General features: G+C 38.2%; 10 protein-coding genes. All 10 read right to left on the reverse strand.

The genetic code is table 11. The annotated features are described in order from the left end of the window. Positions 1 to 77: 77 nt before the first annotated feature. The 10 genes from C245_RS0114470 to C245_RS0114520 all read right to left on the reverse strand — a co-directional run bounded on the left by C245_RS0114470 (position 78) and on the right by C245_RS0114520 (position 22,045). Complete coding sequence (locus tag C245_RS0114470; protein ID WP_017497322.1) at positions 78 to 1,934, reverse strand: beta-galactosidase family protein; 1,857 nt, start codon at positions 1,932 to 1,934, stop codon at positions 78 to 80. A gap of 87 nt (positions 1,935 to 2,021) precedes the next feature. Then, positions 2,022 to 3,377, reverse strand: a complete 1,356-nt coding sequence (locus tag C245_RS0114475) for a Gfo/Idh/MocA family protein (RefSeq protein ID WP_198288053.1) — start codon at positions 3,375 to 3,377, stop codon at positions 2,022 to 2,024. Positions 3,378 to 3,474: 97 nt separating this feature from the next. Beyond that, the gene (locus tag C245_RS0114480; RefSeq protein ID WP_017497324.1) at positions 3,475 to 4,800 is read right to left on the reverse strand and encodes a DUF3472 domain-containing protein; all 1,326 of its coding nucleotides are present in this window, start codon (positions 4,798 to 4,800) and stop codon (positions 3,475 to 3,477) included. A gap of 101 nt (positions 4,801 to 4,901) precedes the next feature. Next, positions 4,902 to 6,599, reverse strand: a complete 1,698-nt coding sequence (locus C245_RS0114485) for a RagB/SusD family nutrient uptake outer membrane protein (protein WP_017497325.1) — start codon at positions 6,597 to 6,599, stop codon at positions 4,902 to 4,904. 13 nt (positions 6,600 to 6,612) lie between these two features. Further along, on the reverse strand, positions 6,613 to 9,693 hold the full coding sequence (locus tag C245_RS0114490; protein WP_017497326.1) for a TonB-dependent receptor: 3,081 nt from the start codon (positions 9,691 to 9,693) through the stop codon (positions 6,613 to 6,615). A gap of 995 nt (positions 9,694 to 10,688) precedes the next feature. After that, positions 10,689 to 12,869, reverse strand: a complete 2,181-nt coding sequence (locus C245_RS0114495) for a M1 family metallopeptidase (RefSeq protein ID WP_017497327.1) — start codon at positions 12,867 to 12,869, stop codon at positions 10,689 to 10,691. A 301-nt stretch (positions 12,870 to 13,170) separates the two neighbouring features. Beyond that, on the reverse strand, positions 13,171 to 16,266 hold the full coding sequence (locus tag C245_RS0114500; protein WP_017497328.1) for a DUF5107 domain-containing protein: 3,096 nt from the start codon (positions 16,264 to 16,266) through the stop codon (positions 13,171 to 13,173). A gap of 187 nt (positions 16,267 to 16,453) precedes the next feature. Then, on the reverse strand, positions 16,454 to 19,459 hold the full coding sequence (locus tag C245_RS0114510) for a glycoside hydrolase domain-containing protein (protein WP_051041447.1): 3,006 nt from the start codon (positions 19,457 to 19,459) through the stop codon (positions 16,454 to 16,456). Between the two features lie 158 nt (positions 19,460 to 19,617). After that, on the reverse strand, positions 19,618 to 20,607 hold the full coding sequence (locus C245_RS0114515; RefSeq protein WP_017497331.1) for a c-type cytochrome: 990 nt from the start codon (positions 20,605 to 20,607) through the stop codon (positions 19,618 to 19,620). A 25-nt stretch (positions 20,608 to 20,632) separates the two neighbouring features. Further along, positions 20,633 to 22,045 (reverse strand): aryl-sulfate sulfotransferase, encoded by a 1,413-nt coding sequence (locus C245_RS0114520; protein ID WP_017497332.1) that lies wholly within the window; start codon positions 22,043 to 22,045, stop codon positions 20,633 to 20,635. Positions 22,046 to 22,169: the final 124 nt, after the last annotated feature.

Here is a 22,169-nt window from a genome sequence, read left to right on the forward strand (position 1 = left end):
TGTTGGAGTTTGGGATTTTTTTTGACAGAGAATTTTATATCAATTTTATTTCTATTTTACTCTAATGTTTTCTGGTATTATTGTCCGTTTTCGGGTTTTAAATCTTCTAAAATCGGAGTGCTAATTGTTTTTACCTCCTTCTGAATTTTTCCGTTTTTTTGTTCGAAAATCTGAATGGTGTTTTTACCTTTTTTAAGCCAGCAACCCGGAACATATAGTGTTTGTTGTGGACCAACGCTCCAGTAACGCCCAATGTTGATTCCGTTTACAAAAACAATTCCTTTGCCCCAGTCGCGCATGTCCAGGAAGGTGTCTCCGGTTTTACTCAGGTTAAAAGTTCCCTGATATACCGTAGGGCGGTCGGTTTTTCCTGAGTTTTTATAAGCCGTTACATCCGGTTCCTGAGCCATTGGTAATTTGTACATTTTCCAGTTTCCGGTAATGGTTTCGCCATTGATTATTACAGGGCTAATAATTCCTTTATTATTGGCATTAATTTGAGAACCATAGTTAATACGCCCCATATTTTCTACCAGAATATCTAGTGTCGCGTTAAACGGGACTTCAATTTCGCAATCGTATTTTTTATAGTATCGGTTCAATTCGGCTATTTTTTTCCCGTTGACATACACTATGGCATAATCACGTAAGCCTTTTAGTTCCAGTTTCCCGCTAATAGGCTGTGTAAATCTTTTGCTGTACCAAACATAACCGTCTCCCTGATTGAGCTGTTCAAAAGTTAAAGGATTGTCTGCCGTTACAGGAGGGATTTTAGACTTTAAATCGGCTAAGTCAATAGCTTTTGTTAGTGCTATGTTCGGAATAGTGATCACGGGCATTTTTGCCGGAACAGGTGGAGTTTCATTGGTTTTGAGGATGGCTCTTAACGCATTATATTTTGGGGTTGCCCAACCTGCCTCGCTAATGGGAGCATCATAATCGTAAGAAGTCATGTCGGGCTGAATGTCATGCTCTTTGTCGTAATTGGCTCCGGAAGTAAAACCGAAGTTAGTCCCGCCATGCACCATATAGTAGTTGAATGAAACCTGATGGTCTAAATATTTTTGTGTTTGGTCAACAGTTTCCTGAGGAGTTTGTGTTGGGAAAGGTTCAGCCCAATGATCCAGCCAGCCCGGATAAAATTCAGCAACCATATACGGACCTTGCCCGTTATTGAATTGGTTGACCACGTTTTTTAGTTTTGTAATATCGCTTTCTCCATTTGCCGTTGGGAGAGCACCCGGTAAAGCTCCGCCTTCAAATAACCAGCTTCCGTCTGAAGTAAAAAATGGAACTTCGAAACCAATGTCTTTCAATTGTTGAAAAACGGCTGCACTGTATTTTTTATGTTCTTCAAGAGGAACATCTTTGCGTTGTGCGACATACGAGCCAAATTCATTCTCCCCCTGAACCATAATAATCGGACCTCCTTTGGTGATTTGTAAATTCTTAACCTGATTGTACAGTTCGGTAAAATAGGCTTTAGTTGCGCTCAGATAAGCTTTGTTGTTTCCACGAATAACCATATCAGGAACATTTTGTAAAAACCAGGGATAACCTCCAAATTCCCACTCGGCACACACATACGGCCCCGGGCGTAAAATCACGAATAAACCCTCTTCCTGAGCTGTTTTGATGTATTCGGCCAGGTTTTTATTTCCGGTTTTGAAGTCCCAGATTCCGGGTGCCGTTTCATGATAATTCCAAAATACATACGTGGCGACCGCATTTAAACCCATTGCTTTCATCATCTTTAAGCGATGACGCCAATAAGGCTGTGGAATGCGGGAGTAGTGCATTTCACCGGAATGAATTTGTATGGATTTTCCGTTGAGCAGGAAATTTCCATTGGCAATAGCAAAACTTTGTTTCTCTTGGGCTGTTGCGCAAAGGGTAAGAGAAAGAAACAGAAAGGTAAGGTATATTTTTTTCATCTTTAATTCAAATTAGTGTTGACTATAATGAACAAGAGAGCACTATAAATCGCGCCCTCTTGTTTCTACTAACTAACCAATAAATTTTTATTCTGAAAATTCTAATTTTTTCAACTTGTTCCATCCGCCACGCGTGAAATCCGGAATTTCTACAGGAGCAGAACCGTTGTCAAGAGAAATCTCTGTTAATGGACCTAAACAAGACCATTCGGCTAAGTCGTAAACGTCCATATCTAACGGAAGTCCTTTTTGCAGACAATAAATCAAACGGTAATCCATTACGAAATCCATTCCGCCGTGACCGCCCACTTTTTTAGCCTGTTCTTCGATATTTTTTACAATCGGGTGTTTGTATTTTTCCATTAATGCTTTTTTCACATCTGCAGGAACAAAAGAGTGTGCGCTTAATTTTTCATGATTTGGTTTTACATCATCACCTAATTCCTTACCGTCTAATGCATATCCTTCTAACGGGTATTTGTTAGCAAAACCTTTTGTACCGCTTAATTGGTACATTCTGCTGTACGGACGAGGAGAGGTAACATCGTGCTGGATTTGGATTGTTTTTCCGTTTTCCGTACGAATCATGGTCATGGTGTGATCTCCATTTCTGAAATCTTTGATTTCTTTTCCTGATTTTTCTTTGATGTATGCCGGATTTCCAACCGCTTTCGTATCCATAGAAACTAAAAAGTTCATTTTGTCACCACGGTGAATGTTCAAAGCCTGACAAGCGGGTCCCATACCGTGAGTAGCATAAATGTCGCCACGGTGTTTGATGTTGTAATCCATTCTCCAGTTGTTCCAGTATTCTCCCCAGAAAGGCTGAAGTCCGTGAATGTAAGATCCTTCGGCATGAAGAATTTCTCCAAATAAACCTTGCTGTGCCATGTTTAAGGTAGTAAGTTCGAAGAAATCGTATACACAGTTTTCAAGTTGCATACAGTGTTTACGGGTTTTTTCAGAAGTATCAATAAGCTGCCAGATTTCTTCCATTGTCATTGCTCCGGGAACTTCTATGGCTACGTGTTTACCGTCTTTCATCGCTTGTACACCAATGATAGCATGGTGTTTCCAATCGGTGGCAACATATACTAAATCAACATTTGGTAAAGCCGTCACTTTTCTCCAGGCATTTTCGTCACCGTAAAATTCCTGAGCTTTAGGAAAACCGGCTTTGGTTAAAGTTTCGTTTGCTTTAGAAGTATTTTCCTGTGTCATATCGCATAAAGCGACAATTTCTACACCCGGAATATGTGTCATGCGCTCTACTGCTCCCGGACCACGCATTCCGAGACCTATAAAGGCAACACGAACGGTAGGTAGTGGTGTTGTTGCCAAACGTAAAACATCGGTTTGACCTTTTGCACGGGCAGGTGTTTTGGTTTTAATCATTTGTGCCGATGCGTTTGTTCCTCCAAACAGAATACAGGCGGCTAACATGAATTTTAAAATACTAGTTTTCATAATGTATTATTTTGATTTGAAATGATTGATAATCTAAAAATCCGATTATCGGGGATTATTGTTGTGAGGTATTTTAGGGTAATGTATTAAAATTGATCTCCGGTTTTTTATTCGTTAATGGTTTTGTAAAAATAGTTTTTGGCGTGGTATAGTCATTAAAAAAACCTCCGTTTTTTAAATAAAAGAAACCATTTTCCGTTCCGCCTGCAAAATCCATTCGGTATTCTTTTGCCCCTGTATTGTCGTTTGTAAAACGTGCCGAATTAATTTCTGACCAGTTGCCTTTTTCATCACAAACCCATTGGTTGTTGAACAGGACTTTACGGGACTGATCTCCCTGTTCCGGGATGAAATTTTCAAGAAAGGAATGAAATCTTTTCAAATAGGTATTGGTTTGAGGACGATTGAAACTGGCAATCAATAGCCATTTATTCAATTCGGGAGCGTAAAAGTAAGCGGTATATGTGGTGGTGTTATTACCGACAGGCAGTCCTCGAAGTAAAAACTTGTAGGTGTTTCCTGCTTTCCAGTTGTATTTCAGATAGCTTTGTCCTCCTGAGCCTTCGTTACCAAATTCGCCTGTGTGTACATTTTCGCCTTTTTTCAGCAGTTTAATTTTATGAGTTTCCGGAATACTGTTGGGATCGTCAGTTGTAAACGGGCTCCAGACTGAGAATAAAATTCTTCTTTCTGTGGCTGAGTTTACCTGGATTCCGAAGTAACCTTCGCCAAAACCATTTGCCATAAAATAAGACCCGATTTTGTCTTCGTTTTGAGGAACGGTAATTTCATTGTAATACCACTCGGTGTTGGTGTTTTCGGGAGTCTGATAGTTTAAATGTACAGAAGGTCCGCGACGTCCCCAGTGATAGAAGTCGCCTTCGTTGTTGGGTACATAGGAGATTTTACCGTCAAAATCAGCACTTGCAATCGTTAGACGACTAATAGACGGGAAACGATCGCCGGTTTTACTGATTCCTTTTATTTTAACAGCAATATATCCTTCTTTTTTAAGGTTCCAGGTTCCTGCGATAACGGCCTTTTTTGAAGTGGTGAAGTTTACTTTTTTAGATTCATTATTAATCGAAAATTCCAGTTCTGATTTTCCATACACTTCGACAGATTCTTCTACCGTAATTTGAAAGGTTCCGGGTTTGGAAATTCTGAAATAAGCGGTGAAAAACTCGTTGGAATCTGTCCAGTTTTCGATGCCATTGTCGGTAATGGTATTTTTTCCGTCTAAATGTTTAGAACTATACGCATTTCCACCAAGAGGCAGAGAAATTGTTGTCTTTGGATTTTCTATGGTTTCATTTTCCGATGTTACATCATCATTGCTGCCAACGCAGGAAACCGAAACTAGAAAAGAAGCAAAAAACAGGTATACTATTTTTTTCATTTGTTGCGATTAAGTTATTATAAATGTATTCTTCTTTTTTAAAGTAGCCTCTCTAATTGACCAAATTAGAGAGGCTTCAAAACAAACAATAAAATAAAAAACTATGGGTTTTGTGTTAAAGTCCCAGGGTAAGCATTAATCTCTGATTGTGGAATGTATTGCACCACACGAGGGCTTGTAGCCGGAACGTCATTCATTGGTAAATGAGGGCCAGGGTAACGGCGTGTCATCGTTTGACCGTTTCTGTAAACGTCGTAACCACGATGTGCTTCAAAAGCCAATTCTAACTGACGCTCTTCATCGATACGCTGTACCGCGTTTGTGCTGTTTAAAGAAGCATATCCTCCGCCAACAATTGCTCTTTCACGAATAATGTTCAGGTTGGTTAAAGCATTGGTATAATCTCCTTTTTTAGCATAAGCTTCGGCCATGTTCAGGTACATTTCTGCTAATCTCGAGATGATAGGCGAGTGCAGGTGTGAATCATTATTTTGTAAAGAACATTTTGTGATGTAAAACATTGGATATACACGGTTTAAAAGCATCATATAGTCTTTCTCACCTGTATAGGTTTTGCCTTGGTATACGATAGAGTATTGGTTATCGGCTGCATTTACAACGGTAAGGTTGTAATCTGTGGTTCCAATGGTAATAAAGTACGATCCATCAGCTTTTGTTTTTAAAGGCTGTTGCACATAATTGTATCCGGTTTGCGTACCAGCCGCATTGAAAACATCTGTTACAAAACGGAAAGCTTCTGTTTTATTTCCACTGGCATCTTTGGTATATTGCGGATCAATAAAAGCCCAACGAGCATCTTTTTTCAGTCCTGATTTTCTCAATAAGTCGAGGTATTCTCCACTGGCATACATTTCTCCCCATCCTTGTCCCTGAATGTTGGCATACATTCCTCCAATACCATAATAATGATCAAATCCGGAATATTCTGAAGCAACTCTTTTTATAGCAAAAATAGTTTCAGTTTGTTCTGCAGAATCGGGTGCATAAGTGTTGTATTTCATAAAGTTTGCACGGCTTAGTAAGCTGTATCTACCACTCATGATTACTTTTTTGGCATAATCAATAGAAAGCGTTGCATATTCCTGATTTGGAGTTTCATAGGTACCACTCATGTACAAGTATACTCTTGAAAGCATAGCTTGTGCAGCCTCTTTGGTTGCATAAGTAGCTGCTTTTCCTACTGTCATAAGGGCTTCTGCTTTTTTCAAGTCATTGATAGCCTGTTCGTAAGTTGCTTTTACAGTAGAGCGATCCGGAAGTCTCAGGTTAGCAACATCTGCTGGTAAACCATTTACAATTGGCACACCTAAATTGGTTTCAGGTGATTGAGCGTAGGGTCTTCCGTAAGTACGGCAAAGGTAAAAATAGATCATACCTCTTAAATAGTAGGCTTCTCCTAATTGCTGATCAACAGCCGGGCTTTCTCCTTCAGAGATAATTTTGATCAAATCACTTGACTGTGAAACGATTTTATAACCATTGTTCCAAAAAGTAGATAATCTGCCGTTATCAGGAATGTGCTGGTAGGAGATAAAAGAATAAAAAGAGTCAGTAGAAGTTCCTCTAATCATGATGTTGTCTCCCGGATATTCCCCTACACGGTGCATGACATCCGACCAGCCTTTTAATTGTGCGTAACATCCGTTAAGTAAAACTTCGATTGAAGCTTCTTTGTCCTGTTGTATTTTGTCTTGTGTATATGATCCAAATGGCTCTCTGTCTAACTCACATGAGGACAGTAAACTAATTGCGATACCTAATATTAATATCTTTTTCATGTTTTGTTTCTTTTTAAAGTGTTAGATTAAGTCCAAGAGTTATTCTTCTGGTTTGCGGATATACTTGTGTAGCCACTCCAGAAATTACGTATTGTCCGGTTGAACTGTTGTAATTTGGCGATAACTCAGGATTTACACCTGAAAAGTGTGAGATGGTGAATAAGTTTTCTCCTGCTACAAATAATCTTAAATTGGCGATGCTTATGTTTTTAAGCGGTAGGTTGTAACCGAAAGAAAGGCTTCTCATTTTTAAGTAGGTACCTGTTTCAAGATAACGGGAAGAAGCTTTATTAGATTGACTGGTATTGTCATAGATAGCTTGAGGATGTGTTGCAATATCACCCGGTTTTTCCCAACGACTCCATCCGCTATGCAGATTCATTTGATTTCTGTCGGTATAAGCACCATCTGAATCAAATTCTGATCGGGCGTAGTTGTAAATTTGTCCTCCAACAGAGTAGCTGAAAACAGCTGCAAAATCAAAGTTTCTATAGTTTAAACTGGTAGAGAATCCTCCAAAAAAGTCCGGAGTATAAGTTCCGATTGTTTTTCGGTTTTTTGAAGCATCCGCATAATCATTTGTTTTTACACGTTCTCCGGAAGCATTAGTAGTAAACCATTGTGGTTTTCCGTTTGCAGGGTCAACACCAGCCCATTCTGTTAAGTACCAGCTGTCTACATCAGTACCAGGTTTTAGTAATTTTGAAGCAGATCCTGCAGCACCACTACCGTCTCCTACAATAATTTCCTGACGATCACCGTAAAGTGCCGTTACTTTGTTTTTGTTTACGCCTATGTTAGCATCAAATGACCATCTTAGGTTTTCGGTTTTAATGATATCTACATTGATAGAAGTCTCAAAACCTCTATTGTTTACAGCTCCAACGTTTCTCCAGATACCAGTTACACCAATAACTCCCGGAAGTGGTACGTAATACAATAAGTCGGATGTATTTTTATTGTAGTAATCAAATGTAATGTTTACTCTGTCGAAAATTCTTAAATCTAAACCTACACCAGTAGTAAATGTTTTCTCCCAGCTTAAATCAGGATTAGCCAATTGCGAAATAAGAGCTCCCGGATTCTCGTCGTAACTTTGTGAGAAAGAATATAATGGCAGGTGTCCGTATAAACTGTTTGGACGATTTCCAACTGAACCATAACTGGCTCTTAGTTTTAAGTTGTTGATCCAGTTTACTTTAAAGAAAGCTTCATTGTGAATATTCCATCCACCACTGATGGAGAAGAAATTACCATATTGGGCATTTTTTCCAAAGTTAGAGGCTCCGTCACGACGGAAAGAGAATTGCGCTAAATACCTGTTGTCATAAGAATAGTTAACGTTTGACAGTAAAGATTGTACCGCCCACTCGGATCTGTTTCCTTCTACTTTTTCAGGTTTTGCAGCCGGATCTGTTACAATGATTCCCGGAGGTAATCCTGTAGCAGTAGCATTACTGTATTTCGAGCTGTATTCATTCCACTCATAACCGGCAATCGCGTTGATGTCGTGCTTGTCAATTTTGGTGTTGAATTTTAATAACTGGTTGGTATAAATTCTGTTAAACGTACTGAAGTTATCCGTAATTCTACCTTTCACAGCTAATCCTGATGAAGATCGCGGATCAGAATATGAAGTTGAATTTGCATTACCAAAAATATAGTTGTTTACCGATGCAAAAGTCAACCATTTGGTGAATTTGACATCGAAGTCAAGATTTGAACGTACATTATAATCTTCAGATTCAGAAAAATTCCATTGTAAATCATACAGGTAGTTTGATCCGGTGGTGTTTACCCAGGTTGGGTTTGGTGCATTTCCTACCAACGTTCCGTCTGGCAAATAAGGGCTATCCCATGGAAGATTACGATAGATATCTCCAACAGAATGCTGTTTGTCGTAAGTTGTTTCTTTTGTTAAGTTTATTTGTGGTCTTATAGTTAACCAGGTATTTGGTTTGTATTCAAATTTCATCAAACCATTATATCTTTTGTAATCATAGCCAATGATAGCACCTGTTTCATCATAAACTCCTAAGGAAACATAACTTTTAAAGTTATCACCGCCACCACTGATTGACAGGTTGTAATCCTGAGCAATACCGGTTTGAGTAGCATTTTTCCACCAATCGTAGTTTTTGTTTCTTAATTCAGGAGTCCACCATGAAGCATTTTGAAAAATTTGTTTGTTTGGGAAAGAATCGTATAAGTCATACAATTCAGATCCGTTCATGATTTTAAAATTCCCTGAATTTATGGTAGCCAAAGCTGTTTTTGCAGAGAAGTTGATGGTTGCCTTACCTGCTTTACCACTTTTCGTAGTTACTACAACTACACCATTGGCACCTTGTGAGCCATAAACTGCCGTAGAAGCTGCATCTTTAAGAACGGTTAAAGTTTCGATATCAGAAGGGTTCATCGTTGGAGAACTGTTTCCAACTATAACACCGTCTACTACCCAAAGAGGGTCGGTGCTTCCATTTACGGTACTTCTACCTCTGATAACTACTTTTGACGGACCTCCAGGCTGACCACCGCTTGTACTTACAAAAACTCCGGTTGCTTTTCCTGCCAGTAAGTTTTCGACGTTAGGAGTGGTAACATCCAATAATTTTTTATTGTCTAAAGTTTGCAAAGATCCGGTTAAGCTCTCTTTTTTTACTTTACTGTATCCTACCACAACAACTTCATCCATTTGTTGTCCGGCTTCTTTCATGACTACTTTCACTGTGCCATTTCCAGCAGGGAGTTCCTGATCCTGCATTCCTAAGAAAGAAAATACTAAAATTGTATTGGCATTGGGTACTTCAATAGCAAAGCTTCCATCGATATCGGTCTGAACACCAGTCTTAGATCCTTTTATGATAACATTTACACCAGGAATTGGAATTCCTTTATCGTCTACAACTTTACCTTTCACCATTTTTTGAAAGGCTAGTAAGCTGGTTTTGTTTAATGAGATTTCTTTTGAAGGAGCTGCGGTCGTAATTTGAAAAGTCACGGACAACAATGAAAACAGTGTTGCCTTTATGCTTTTTTCAAGTACTGTCTGCAACCTTAAATTCTTAGGGTTTTTTGAGAGTGCATTTTTCATACTCTTGTTTTTGGGTTTGGTTAATGATTGTTTTTGTCAGGTTATTTTTTGTTGTAATTATTATGTTGATTTTTTATTCTTTTTTACTCTAAAAAGGTTTTTTAAAGAAGGAAAAATCTTATGTGATATTTTAACTACTTGACGAAACTATTGATTATATTTTTATTAACCAAGAAAAAACACAAAAAATGTGCTCGAACACACGAAATTTGTGTTCTCGAGCACATAAAATTGCACAAAACGTTTTTTTTAAACTAAAAAAGTAGCGTTTTGTTAAAATAAATGGACCGAAAAAGAATAGTTCAATATTTATATTGTCAAAATGTAAATATTCTATTTTTAAGTTATTAAAAAGAGTTGTGTTTAATTTTGTGAATTTCGTAATTACCACCCCTTTATGTTGCTAATAAAGTAAGTTTTCTACTGTTATTCTGTAAGTGCGTTCCTGTGGGGATTTTGTTTTTTGAGGATTAATTTCTGCGAAGAAAAGTTGTGTTTTTTGGGTAAAAAACGGTCTTTAGTTTAAGGATAAAAAAGAGCAGGATGTGGAAGCGATTTTGAATGCAATTTTAGAAATTTAAAGGGTAATTTTTTCGAAGTTACCATTTCGAAAAACAGGAAGAATAATGAATCCAATTTGGAGAGTAGAGGGGACACTTTTATACCTTTTTTGTCAAATGATTTGTGATTAAATTAAAGCAGGATGATAAAAGAAATTTTTCAAATAAAGCATTTATCCGAAAGTTTATACAGATGGAAGTAGGGTACAATAAAGAGAAGTAGATTGGTTCTTAAAAACAATTAAAATAAGGGAAAATAAAAGAGTGAGAATAGAAGTTGTAACAAATAGAAATATCTAGTCCTTCTAGCTCTTAAACAAAAAAAGCCTCTCTAATCCAATCAGAGAGGCATAGAAACAATATTTTTAAGTACTAATTATAAAACCTTGTTCCTTTGTTATTTTAAGTAAGTTTGACTATTCAGCTATTGGATGTTTACTTTTGATTGTTAAATTCTTTAAGCAAAGGCGTTATGTGATTTCTGGTATCTTCGTCTAAAGCTGCTTTTATTTTATCGGCCTCTTCCGGGGCATATTTCGACAATCCTAAGATTCCTGCTGCGGCCACATTGTAAGATTGGTTTTTAGTACTTTCAATCATTAAATTTTTGTAAGCGGCATCACCCGTTCCGGCAAGTTTGATAATGGCTGAAGCTCTCGCATAAGTTTTTTTATCATTTTGGGCAATGTTCAATAGGGTTTTAAGCGCAGCTTCTTTTATAGAATTGTCTGCCAAATCAATGGCACGGATACTGCGGGTTCTTAAATCGTCTCTCTGATCTTGTAAACCAGCCAAAAGAATCAGCTGTGCCTCATGACTTTTATCTTTTGCCGCAAACTTTATCGCTTCAATTCGGTTGTAGTACGTAGGGACATTTTTGTATTGATACAGATAGTCGGATATTTTTTTGTTGTCAATGACTTTACCCACTAAAATTTTGTCCGGATCAAGATCTATGAAATCCGGTTTTGAAGGCAGGTCAAAACTAAAATTCTGCTCTCTTTTGTCAATTAAAATATCTTTTCTGACTTTGGTTCCATTAACATAAAAATCAACTTTTAACGGAAGGGTAAAGGTCTGTACCGAGCTTTCCTGAACTTGTTTTACTGCCATTGTTGCTTTTCCATCGGCATAACCGTATTCAATATTTAGAATCGGATTTCCGCCCTGAAAGTACCATTGGTTGAAATACGGACTCCAGTCTTTTCCGGTTACTTCTTCCATTGCTAAACGCAATTGGTGGCTTTCTCCTGTTTTGAATGCATTGGTCGTCAGATATTTATTTAAAGATTTAAAGAAGGCTTCGTCACCCATTTGATTTTTTAAAGCATACAAGATAATTGAACCTTTAGAATAGCTAATGTTGTCAAACATATCTTCTTTGTTTCCGTAGTGAAAACGCGCCAGTGGCGGACTAACTCCGTCTTTGGAAGAACGCAGACAGTTTTGCAGTTTTTCATAACGAGAGCGGTCTTCGGCATCCTGCCCTTCATCATACCCGTGCCAAAGGACTTCACCAAAAGTGGCAAAAGATTCGTTCATGGTTAAGTTCGACCAGGATTCGGCAGTTACATAATCACCAAACCACTGATGAAAAAGTTCGTGTGCAATAGTACTTTCCTGATTGTCGTCTAATAACTCTCTTTCGGTTTTTTGCACGTGCTCGCCGTGTAAGGTTGCCGAAGTGTTTTCCATGGCACCCGAAACGTAGTCTCTTGCTACAATCTGAGCATATTTTCCCCATGGATATTCTACCCCAAGCATTTTGCCGTAAAACTTCATCATATCCGGAGTTTTCCCAAAAATTTGTTTGGCGTATGGCGCATACTTTGGCTCCAGATAATAACTAACTTCTTGTCCGTTATAAGAATCTTTGTAAATCTTAAAATCACCTACAGCCATCATAAAAAGGTAAGGTGAATGCGGCAGATCCATTTTCCAGGTATCAGTACGCGTACCATTTTTATTCACTTTTTGGGAGATTAGTTTTCCGTTTGAAAGCGAAGTGTATTTGGCATCAACAGTCATGGAAATTTCAGAAGTTGTTTTCTGATTGGGTTTATCAATAGTTGGAAACCAGGCTGATGAGGCCTCTGTTTCACCCTGTGTCCAGATTTGAATCGGTTTGTCGCCTTTTCCATCAGGGTTGATGAAATACAAACCTTTTGCATCTGTTATTGCAAGACTTCCTTTCACTTTAAGTTCGTCCGGCTTTGCGGTATAATCAATGAAAATGATGTATTTTTCGGTGCTTTTATATTTTCTGTTTAGGGTGATCAAAAGCTGTTCATTGTCGTAGGTGTACTTTAACGGAATTGTCTTTTTTCCATCAACCATAGCAATAGTTTTGAAATCCATTCCTTTGGCATCCAGTCTAAGAGAATCGGTATCATAAAAATGAGGTTTTAAAGTCAGCCATCCTTTTCCGTATAAATAACGTTTTCCGTAATCAAAAGATACGTCCAGTTTGGTGTGCACAAGGTCATTTACTTTTAATGGGGTAACCTGATAAACAGATAATGGGTTTTTGGTCTGATCGTTGTTTTGGGCGATCGCATTTTGCCCGGCAACAAGGAAAAGACTAAAAAGGGAATACTTTAAAAATTGTTTGTTCATTTTTTGGTTTTTAGAATGATTATTTTGATTGATTATTGTTTATGATCGTTCTTAAGGTGTATCAGGAATATTTTTTTGCCACAGATTAGAAAGATTTCCACAGATTGCTTTAATAATTGCGTATAAAATCTGTGCGAATCTTCATAATCAGTGGCTAATTTTACCACCTTGGTATTAGTCACGGATAGCCCTAATTATTGTTTTAAACTTGAAATGGAGCTAAGAACGTTTTAAATTGACATTTCAGTCGCCATAAAACTCGCATTTTTATTTCGAAAAATACAATTTTAACCGAAGTATTTTATAGTTTTTCTATAATTCGAACTTCACCGTCTTTCTCCTCTTCGGTTAGAATATTGGATTGTTTTTTACGATACGTTTCAAAAGTCCATTGTACAATTTTGTTGTCAGGATATAACCTGGCTTGTTTTTGCAGCCATTCCTCTGCTTTTTGTTCCGAAGAAGTTTTTTCGATTGCCCAGGCCGTAATGAGTTGGTTAGCCGGAAGAAAATTCATAACCGTATTGTCAACTTTTGGGTTAAAAGCAATAATGTTTTGTAAAGCGTCTTTGGCTTTGTCGGTATCGCCCAAGCTCGTGTAACATTGATAATTGAGCCAATTTTCGAGCCTTTCATCAATATCTTCGTCATAAGGTTTTCCTACTCCTAAATTTTTAGGCCATAGTTTAGCATCCGAAATCAATTGTAATGCTTTTTTGTATTGCTTGTTTTTAATTTCTGCCAAAGCCTGCATCAGTTTTGCTTCATGATACAATTGACGTCCTGCAGTAGCGCCTTCAAAAGGAAGGATTTCCAGTTGGGTCAGGAAAGTATCGGCAGCAGCGTATTTTTTGTTCAGGAGCAGTGTTTTGGCATACAGCATTCCCATTAAATAATTTTGAGGATGTTTTTTATAGAAAGGTGCTGCGGTTGCCAGTGCTTTATCAAATTGTTTTTGGGCAATGTAGTATTCGGTTAAAAGTTTAGGATATCTCCAGCTTTGACTGTCTATTTTAATCGCTTGCTGCAGACTGGACAGAACCAATTGGGGATCATTTTTAAATAACGAAGCTTTGGCTCCATAGAAAGCAGGATCAACAGGCAGATTGGCGCATTGCAAAAACAAGTCTTTTGCTTTTGATACATTATCTCGATTCCATTCGATTAAGGCTAAATGATATTTCAATTGCCATTGAGGGTTAGTTTTTATGAGTTTTTCCAAAATTTCGGCAGTTTCTCCACGGAAAGGAAAACTATTGTCGGGTTGGATTTTGCTTAAATCAACAGCTTTGTTTTCTAAATAAGCTTTCCAATATACAATTTCAGCATTTGGAAGGGCAAGTGAAAGTACTTTTAAAGCTTCTTCTTTTCGACCTAATTGTGTATACCATATTCCTAACTCCAGATACGTTTGCTGTGGCATTTCGTTTTGAATCAAAGCCGTAAAATGCTGTTTTGATGCCTCGGACAAATCCCAAAGATATTTTTCAAAACCAACAAAATGATTGAGAGGATCAACGTTATTTATCGTATTGAGAATTTCGACTGCTCTACTTTTATTATTTTGCAGACGAGATAATACGGCAAGTAATTGCAGACTTTCTAAATTATCCTGATTGTTCCGTAAACTTTTTTCGGCATATTCAGCTGCTTTTGCAAGATCGTTTTCCCTAAAGTAAATTTTGCTTAAAGCGGTATAAGCAGAACTTCGGAATTCAACGCTTGCTGCTGCGATATCAAAACCGTCTTTGGCATCGGTAGTATTGCCTAAATGAAGGTTAGCTAATCCGTAATAATAATTGGCAGCAGAATGATAGGTATCGATAGACAAAGCTTTACTTGCTGAATGGAGAGCTTCGCGGTATTGGAATTTACGAATTTGTAAAATCGCTAAATCAGCAAGAGCAGGGGCGTAGTTGGGATCTTTTTGAAGACAGGCTGTTAGTTTTTCTTCTGCTTTGACATAATCTTTAAAACTAAGGTAATTTTTTCCCTGCAGGTACAATCCGTACACCGAGTTATGGTCAAAATCTTTAGGAATTTCCAATGGACGGTTTAGATTTCCATCTTCCGGAGCCGAATTCCACACGAGTTTATTTTCGCCAAGTGTTAGTTTTAATTGGTTTGGATCAACAGCAATCTGAATAGAATCTTTGAAGGATTGTAGTGTATTTACTGAAATATCTTTGGAATAGATTTTTTTGCCATTGTCAAAGACTTCCAGTTTTTCGTTTAGTTTTTGAAGCGGAGAAAAATAGATTTTCAACCAGCCGTTTTCGTTTTTTACGTTTACGGCACCATAGTTATTGGCTTTCACAAATCCTTTGGTTTGTTTCACCGGAAACCAGTATTCGGTCCATAAATCCGTTTGATAAGGGGCGAAGGAACGTTGTTTAAAAGGGGTTAAACTGCTGCCTTCACTTGCCTGATTGAACAGTCTTCCACTTTGAACTTCTACATATTGACCGTCGGTATCGGTTAATAATTTTTCCCAGATCATTCCTTGCTGAGACAGTCCCCAGATCCATATTTTCTTGCCGGGTTTGTCGTCGTGATTGCCATATCTTCCCATTCCGAAATCTTCGTCATGGTAATATCCGCCAAAGAAATCGTCGTATTTACCAAAGACATGATACGATTTGTAACCGCCAAAATCATTGTTTTTGTAGAACGACAGATCTTTACCATTTTCTTTGTCAATGGGCCACGAATTGTGCTCGCCATTGTGTCCGATATAACTTTGTCCCGGGTAAATGAATTGTAGGCTTTCAGCAGCTTTTATACCGGTATTCATCCAGGTATAGTAAGGCTGCTCGGTTTCGGTGGAATTGAACCAAAAGGAATTGGTAGTAAAATAGGCTTTGTCTTTGGGTAAATTAATATCCAGTTTCCATGAAGTTCGGGTTAGCAGATCCAATACGCCAATCACACAGCTTATACTTCCGTCTGCTCTGGTTAGCGTGATATAATCAACGGGAGTAGCGCAGTTGGGAGTGTGTCCGATAATGCCATAATTACCCTCGACACCACCGCTTGTCCAGGGGCCGCGCATGGCTATGTCTCTGAATTTAATCACATGATTGTTGTAAATAAAGTCCTTTCCTGTTGATTTCTCCACAGCCGACCAAACTTTTCCGCCAATTTCAGGAAGAATCATGAGTTTGATGTAATCATTTTCAAGTTCGATTACTTTCCATTCTTTTTGCACAGGTTTATCCGTAAAACTGTCAAATCGGAAATACGGATATACTTTTGTATCCGGTTTCGGAATGGGATCAGGGTCTGAAAACGGGTAAGTGGTGAATACTTTTTTGTATTCTTTTATGGTGGGTTTATTTTGTGCGTTGACAAACAGGCTTCCAAAAAGTAAAACGGATAAAAAGGGTTTAAGTTTCATATGTTTGGTGTGAAATGTTAGAGGTTAGTTGTAAAATGTTAACTGTGAGTTTAGTTGTAAATTTTGGATTTGTTCTTAAGTGTTTGATTTTTATTTTTTTGCCTTGTAAAACCTGACAGATTTTTAAAATCTGTCAGGTTTACTTTGGTAAAGGCCATAATCTCACATTTTACATCCCACATCTCCCTTATTTAACAATTAATAGCCAGCCTTTTCCTTTTGATACCGGTATTTCGTCTTTTGTGGTAAAGGTTTGTGCCGGTTGGAAATTCAGAATTTCAGGGGCAGTTATAGTCGCTTTTGCCGGATTGATTCCTAATTTTTTCCAATCGATATTTAGTTTCACTTTTACATCCGTATCGGCCCAGCTTGCGATAGAAATTAAAGCGGTTCCGTTTTTTTTGTAAACCGTTGCCAGTACTTTGTCGTTAGCCGTTTTTACCGGACAGTTTTCGCTCCAGTACCCAATCATTTCAGAACCTTTAATTCCAAAAGTATCCCATAATTTCCAGATAGGTCTTGGGTCGGCATTGTGGCTCCATGGCATTCTGTTGGTCATTCCGTAAACCATTCCTCTCCACGGGTTTCCTCCGTCCTGTAGCATTTCACCCATTAATCCGAAAGGAATTCCGCTTACTTCGGTCAGGAAAAAGTCAGGATTGTTTTTTTCGTAATCGAAATATTCTCCAAACCACAGTTTGTTGATGTATGGAAAGTGCTCCATGTATAAATTGGCGCTGTTGTTAAATCCGTCACTTTTGTTGTACTGATTAGCACTGTGGAGGTCAATAATTCCAGGATGCCCGTCTTTGGTAAGGACTCTTTTGATTCGTTTCATGGTAATTCTGTCAAAAGCAACATCATCAAGATAAACACCATCGATACCCACGTTTTGTGTCAGCCAGTTCATTCCTTCTACATAATAATTGTGCCAACGGTTCATTCCACTGTTTACAATTGCAGCGTCTTTAATTTCGGGTACAAACCAGGCCGCAATATAATCGTCTCCCACATGTTCCTGCAGCCAGGAGAATCCTCCTCCTTTACCCGGAGAGTAAATTTCATGCCCTAAACTTCTTAAAGCAAAAGTCTCGTAAGCTTTGTTTGAAACCTCTCTGACGGTATTGTAGATTTTTACTTTTAATCCTTTTTCATGTGCTTCATCGATATAACTTTTCATTTTTTTAAATTCAATGAAAGGATAATTGATGTACGGATTGATGGCATTGGCATGGTGAATATTAATTACTGTTGCTCCTGTTTTGGCAATCGTATCGATATCACTGTATTTGTGATAAAACTTAGTATCCCACTGAAAATCGGTATTTATGGTGTGGAAAGGCGTGATTAGTAAATTGAAATTATAATACAAAACATCTCCTTTTTTCATGTTTCGGGCGCCGCTGTACGCATTCACTAAAACCGATTTTGAATTAGGAGTGATGGTAATTCCTCCTTTATTTTCGTTCCCCCAGGAAGTTGGAAGCAACAAAGGTTTTTGCAGGTAAAAATTGGTGTTTAACGGACGGCTGTATTTTTCATCGCGTAAAGAAAATTGCAATCCTGAATTTACATTTCCAATCCAGGCCCCATCCTGATTTTTGTGCGCAACATCCCATTTCCAGTCAAAATTGGCAGGACGATCGCCTCCTTTTTGACCTAATCCCATCATGTATTTTGCAGAAGAGGGCTGAATTGGCATTTGGAAATTGATATCGTTAAAAACAGCATCTTCAAGTGCCGTGATTTTTACGGTGTACGTTAAAAAGCCATCAAATTCTAAGGAAGCATGTACATCCATCTGAAGTGATTTTGATGTAGAAGTACTTTCCCAGGAAACGGTTCCGCTTTCTTTTTTCAGAAATTTAAGGCCTGTGTTTTTCCACTGTAGAGACTCTTTTCCTGTGGCATCCAAAAAATGAAAAGCTAACGGAGCACTTAAAATGTCATTGGCTTTTGAACCAACTGTTGTCATTTCGGGTGTGAAATAAGTTTGAATTTGTGTTGGAAAACCATTGGAACCCAAAACTAATTTTCTGCCCAATAAGGAGATTTCTGTATCTTTTACTGTTAATGGAGTGTAAGGAGCAATAACCGTATTTTCCTGTGCCAGAGTAGAATTCAGCCATTTTAAGCGTGTCATTTTCTCAGGAGAATCGATGCCACCGTTTTTAGTAATTTCATTGGTTACTTTTATCTGAAGCACAATGTCTTTTGATTTTCCATCAGCAATTACGGTAGCTTTACCGCTGTAGGTTCCTGCCGCCGCAGTTTCCGGGACATTGATGCCACACCATAGGGCTTGTACTTTTCCTTTAGAAACCGAAACGGTATTGGTAAAAACAGCTCCATCGTATTTTGTTCCGTCAGTATTGATACAGTTAATATCTTTCGATTCGATGATGGCTCCGGTAGAACTGATTAAATTCGAAAAGGTAACTTTTACGTTGTCTAGATTCTGCAAGGCATAAACGCCCAGTTGAAAGGCCAGATATTCACCTCTTAGTGCCGTGTCAGAAAAGGTATTTTGAACGCCTTTTTGAATCCATCTTTGCGGTAAATCATTTTTCATTCGGATAGAATACAAGCGGTCTTCCGGGAAAACCAGGAAGGAACTGCTGCCGTTTTTGGCGATAAGATCTTTAGTTTCGGCCGCAGTTGCGATTACTTCCATCGGATAAAAACTATTGAAAGCATTGACACTCTGAATTTCGGTAACCGTACAATTGTCAGTTAAATTGGATTTGATTTTAGCAAGCCATTGCGCGTCTGCTTTATCTTCAGGTTTAGCGTAAACTCCTTTTGGATAGTTAGCGTCACCTTCGTCGATGTAGGGCATATAATACACATAATACGTTCCTTTGCCTGAAATTGGTTCGAAGAAAATAGTACCATTTTCTCTGTTGATGTCAGTTGTTTTTATGTTTTGAATGGTTTTGCCTGAAGCATCCTGAACAATGATCTTTTTCAGTTCGGGTTTTTCGTCTCTTCTGCGCCATTCGATCGTGGTTTTGGCAACATCTCCGGTACCGGTAAAGCTTACTGCAACACGATGGTTTCCTAATACATTCGGGTTCCAGCTGTCGTTACCGTCTGAGTATTTTATTTGTGCGGTTAGCGAAATACTGAAAACGAATAGACACAGCATCAATAGTCTACTCAAAATGGGTTTGTTTTTTAGGTTTGCTTTCATTGTTTTATTATGTGAGTTGTGGGTTTTGAGTTATTAGTTATTAGTTTTGAGTTATAGAGGATAAGCTACAAACGGTTTATATTTTAGAGTTAGGGTTTCAAACAACAAACCATAAACAACAAGCGGCTAAACTATTAAACTATTAAACAATTAACCGTCTAATATACTGCTTTCCAGCCATTTTTTTTCCAATAGGCAATTATGGGTTTATAAGGTCCGTATTTGTGTTGTTCTTCTGAGAAGTTATCACTGAAAGGACTGTGTGCATAGTCAATTGGTTTCCCCATTTTATTAGGGTAATCAAATGTTTTGGGGTTCGGTCTGTCGTGTACGGAATCATCATTTACATAGGCCGCAATATCGAGTGCCTGCAAGTCGGTGAGATATGGTTTCCCCGGACTGACTTTATCGTATGGCATATTGCTTTTTAGCCATTGTGCTTGTTTGATTACTCTGTGCATGCTTGAACCGGGCTGATATCCGTATTGTCCCCAAAGCGGCGGGTAGGTGTAGCCTGATTGGTCGGCATTGTACTGACCTTCTCCGTTGTTTCCGTGGCAGCGGGCACAATTTTCGATAAAAAGGGCTTTTCCTCGTTCGGGGCTTGCGGCTACATCCGGAAATTCAATTTCCAGATTTTTGGCGCCTTTAAAATCGCCATCTTTCGGAACAAATTTGCTGATCCATTTAAAGTAGGATAAAAAAGCGACCATTTCTTTGCTGTCCAGCGGAAGCGGTTTCCCGGAATGCGGGCGCATGATACAATTGTTAACCCTTTCGGCCAGGGTAAGGACCTTATTTTCACGTCCGCGATACTGCGGATAATTGTCGTGTGATGCCATTAAATTAAAGGCGTGAGGTTTTGTTCCTGCATCCTGGTGGCAGTTGGTACAGTTCATCTTGTTACCCAAGTATTTTCCTTTGATTCCGTTTGGACCAATATAATAAGCGGTTTTTAGCATTAACTCTCTTCCATAACGAACGGATTCTCCAAATGGATCGTCCGGAATTTTTGAGGTGTCAATGGTAATATACGAATCATCGTCGGTAGTTTTGCTGGCTAAGGTCTGCGAATTGGAAGTATTGCACGAATTGAAAACAACAATTGGCAATGCTGCAAAAAGTCCGATAAGAATTGTTTTTTTCATGTTTTTTATTTTTTAAAGACTGCCTTTAATTCAACAGAAACGGTTTTAAGTTTTCTTCAGGAATGAATTGCACCCGATAAGGCGGAATTTCAGATTCTAATGCCCATAATAAAACTCCTTTTTTATTCGTTAAAACCGTAATATGTCTTTTGGAACAACAAGCCAAAATGAGTTCTTTATTTATCATATAAGCACTTCCCATTCTGTCGTTGTAAACGTCTTTTGGTAATTGTACGTGGAAATCCAGTTTTACGGTTTTGCCTTTTTCATCTACTTTAAGTGCAAAAACAGAAGATTGCTTTTTGTCGACTCCGTTATCAAAAAACATCAGACTGCCTTCGGGATTGATGTGGGCGGCGTGTGCCTGAGAGAAATCGCTGTCTTGCGACATTTTAAGATTTCCTCCTCTCCCTAGTTTCCAGAGTACCTTTCCGGTCTTAGCCTCTATTTTCCAGATTTGACCGTTGTTGTAAAACGAGATCAGGAAATTACCGTCTTTATCATAGTTTAAACTGTTGGCATGCATCCAGTCTTTCTTGGTTTTGAGTAGTTTTTTGTCTTTCATGGGATCTAAATCATCAAAAACACTCCATTTCCAGAGTTGCTTTCCTTTTCTGTCCAGAATCAGAATCCCGTCGCCATTAATCGTGTCTTTTTGTTTTCCGCCAATAGAACTTAGATCGGTTATTCTTTGATCGACAAATAAAGTCACAATTTCATTGGCCGATTTTTTAATGATTTCGTGATGAATCACCTGTTTCAGATCGCCTTGTCCTTTTTTGATATGGGTTAGCGTATCGCCTTGCAAGTTGATTTCGAGAATTTCACTTCCATAACTTGTGGGTTCGTCATTTTTTCCCAGAATAGCAATAATGCTTTGTTCTTTGGTAAAATGAGTTACTTTAAACCCGGTTCCTTCAACGGTATGATACCATCTTAAGTTGCCTTTATAATCTACAATATAAGCAACGCCCGGAGTTTCTCTTTTGGCCAAAAGCATAAATCCTTTTTTGAAATTTTCCGGCACCAGTTCAGGTTTCGGACAGTTGGCTTTGAATTGCTTTTGCAGCCATTCCGGTAATTTTCTAGATTTGAAGGTATATATTTTACTGCTGTCTTTTTCCTTTCCATTACTCGTGATTAACTGAAAATGATATTGAGTTTCAGGAGTAATGCTGCAAAGAACCAAAGAATGAGACAGACCAGCTTTTGAAACTGGAGAGCTTATTCTATTTTTTGTGTCTTTTTGAGCAGGCCAATACTCGGCATAGACCTGAACATTTTCATTCGTGGTCACATCGATCTGAATTTTCAATTCGTTGTTGCCATGAATGCCAATATTGATGTTCGTGACAGGAGTTCCCTGTTTTTTAGAACAGCTTACCACAATTAGCAGTATCCAAATAAAAATTCCTTTTACTATTACATTTTTAATCATCTGAAAGGGGGCTTTTAGGAAACAGAAAAGTTGTATCAAGTTTATTTATATTGTAGTTCAACGTTTTCCGGGATCATACTATTAATACTTAAAAATCAGGAACAGAACGTGAAAATAACGTTTG

It is taken from the genome of Flavobacterium sp. WG21 (assembly GCF_000335775.1).
Classification (GTDB): Bacteria; Bacteroidota; Bacteroidia; order Flavobacteriales; family Flavobacteriaceae; genus Flavobacterium; species Flavobacterium tructae.

Bases quoted from the DNA above. Each gene is read 5' to 3' on its own strand.
- C245_RS0114490 (WP_017497326.1), bottom strand. From the start codon at position 9,693: ATGAAAAATGCACTCTCAAAAAACCCTAAGAATTTAAGGTTGCAGACA.
- C245_RS0114500 (WP_017497328.1), bottom strand. From the start codon at position 16,266: ATGAAACTTAAACCCTTTTTATCCGTTTTACTTTTTGGAAGCCTGTTT.
- C245_RS0114470 (WP_017497322.1), bottom strand. From the start codon at position 1,934: ATGAAAAAAATATACCTTACCTTTCTGTTTCTTTCTCTTACCCTTTGC.
- C245_RS0114515 (WP_017497331.1), bottom strand. From the start codon at position 20,607: ATGAAAAAAACAATTCTTATCGGACTTTTTGCAGCATTGCCAATTGTT.
- C245_RS0114480 (WP_017497324.1), bottom strand. From the start codon at position 4,800: ATGAAAAAAATAGTATACCTGTTTTTTGCTTCTTTTCTAGTTTCGGTT.
- C245_RS0114475 (WP_198288053.1), bottom strand. From the start codon at position 3,377: ATGTTAGCCGCCTGTATTCTGTTTGGAGGAACAAACGCATCGGCACAA.
- C245_RS0114485 (WP_017497325.1), bottom strand. From the start codon at position 6,599: ATGAAAAAGATATTAATATTAGGTATCGCAATTAGTTTACTGTCCTCA.
- C245_RS0114520 (WP_017497332.1), bottom strand. From the start codon at position 22,045: ATGATTAAAAATGTAATAGTAAAAGGAATTTTTATTTGGATACTGCTA.
- C245_RS0114495 (WP_017497327.1), bottom strand. From the start codon at position 12,869: ATGAACAAACAATTTTTAAAGTATTCCCTTTTTAGTCTTTTCCTTGTT.
- C245_RS0114510 (WP_051041447.1), bottom strand. From the start codon at position 19,459: ATGAAAGCAAACCTAAAAAACAAACCCATTTTGAGTAGACTATTGATG.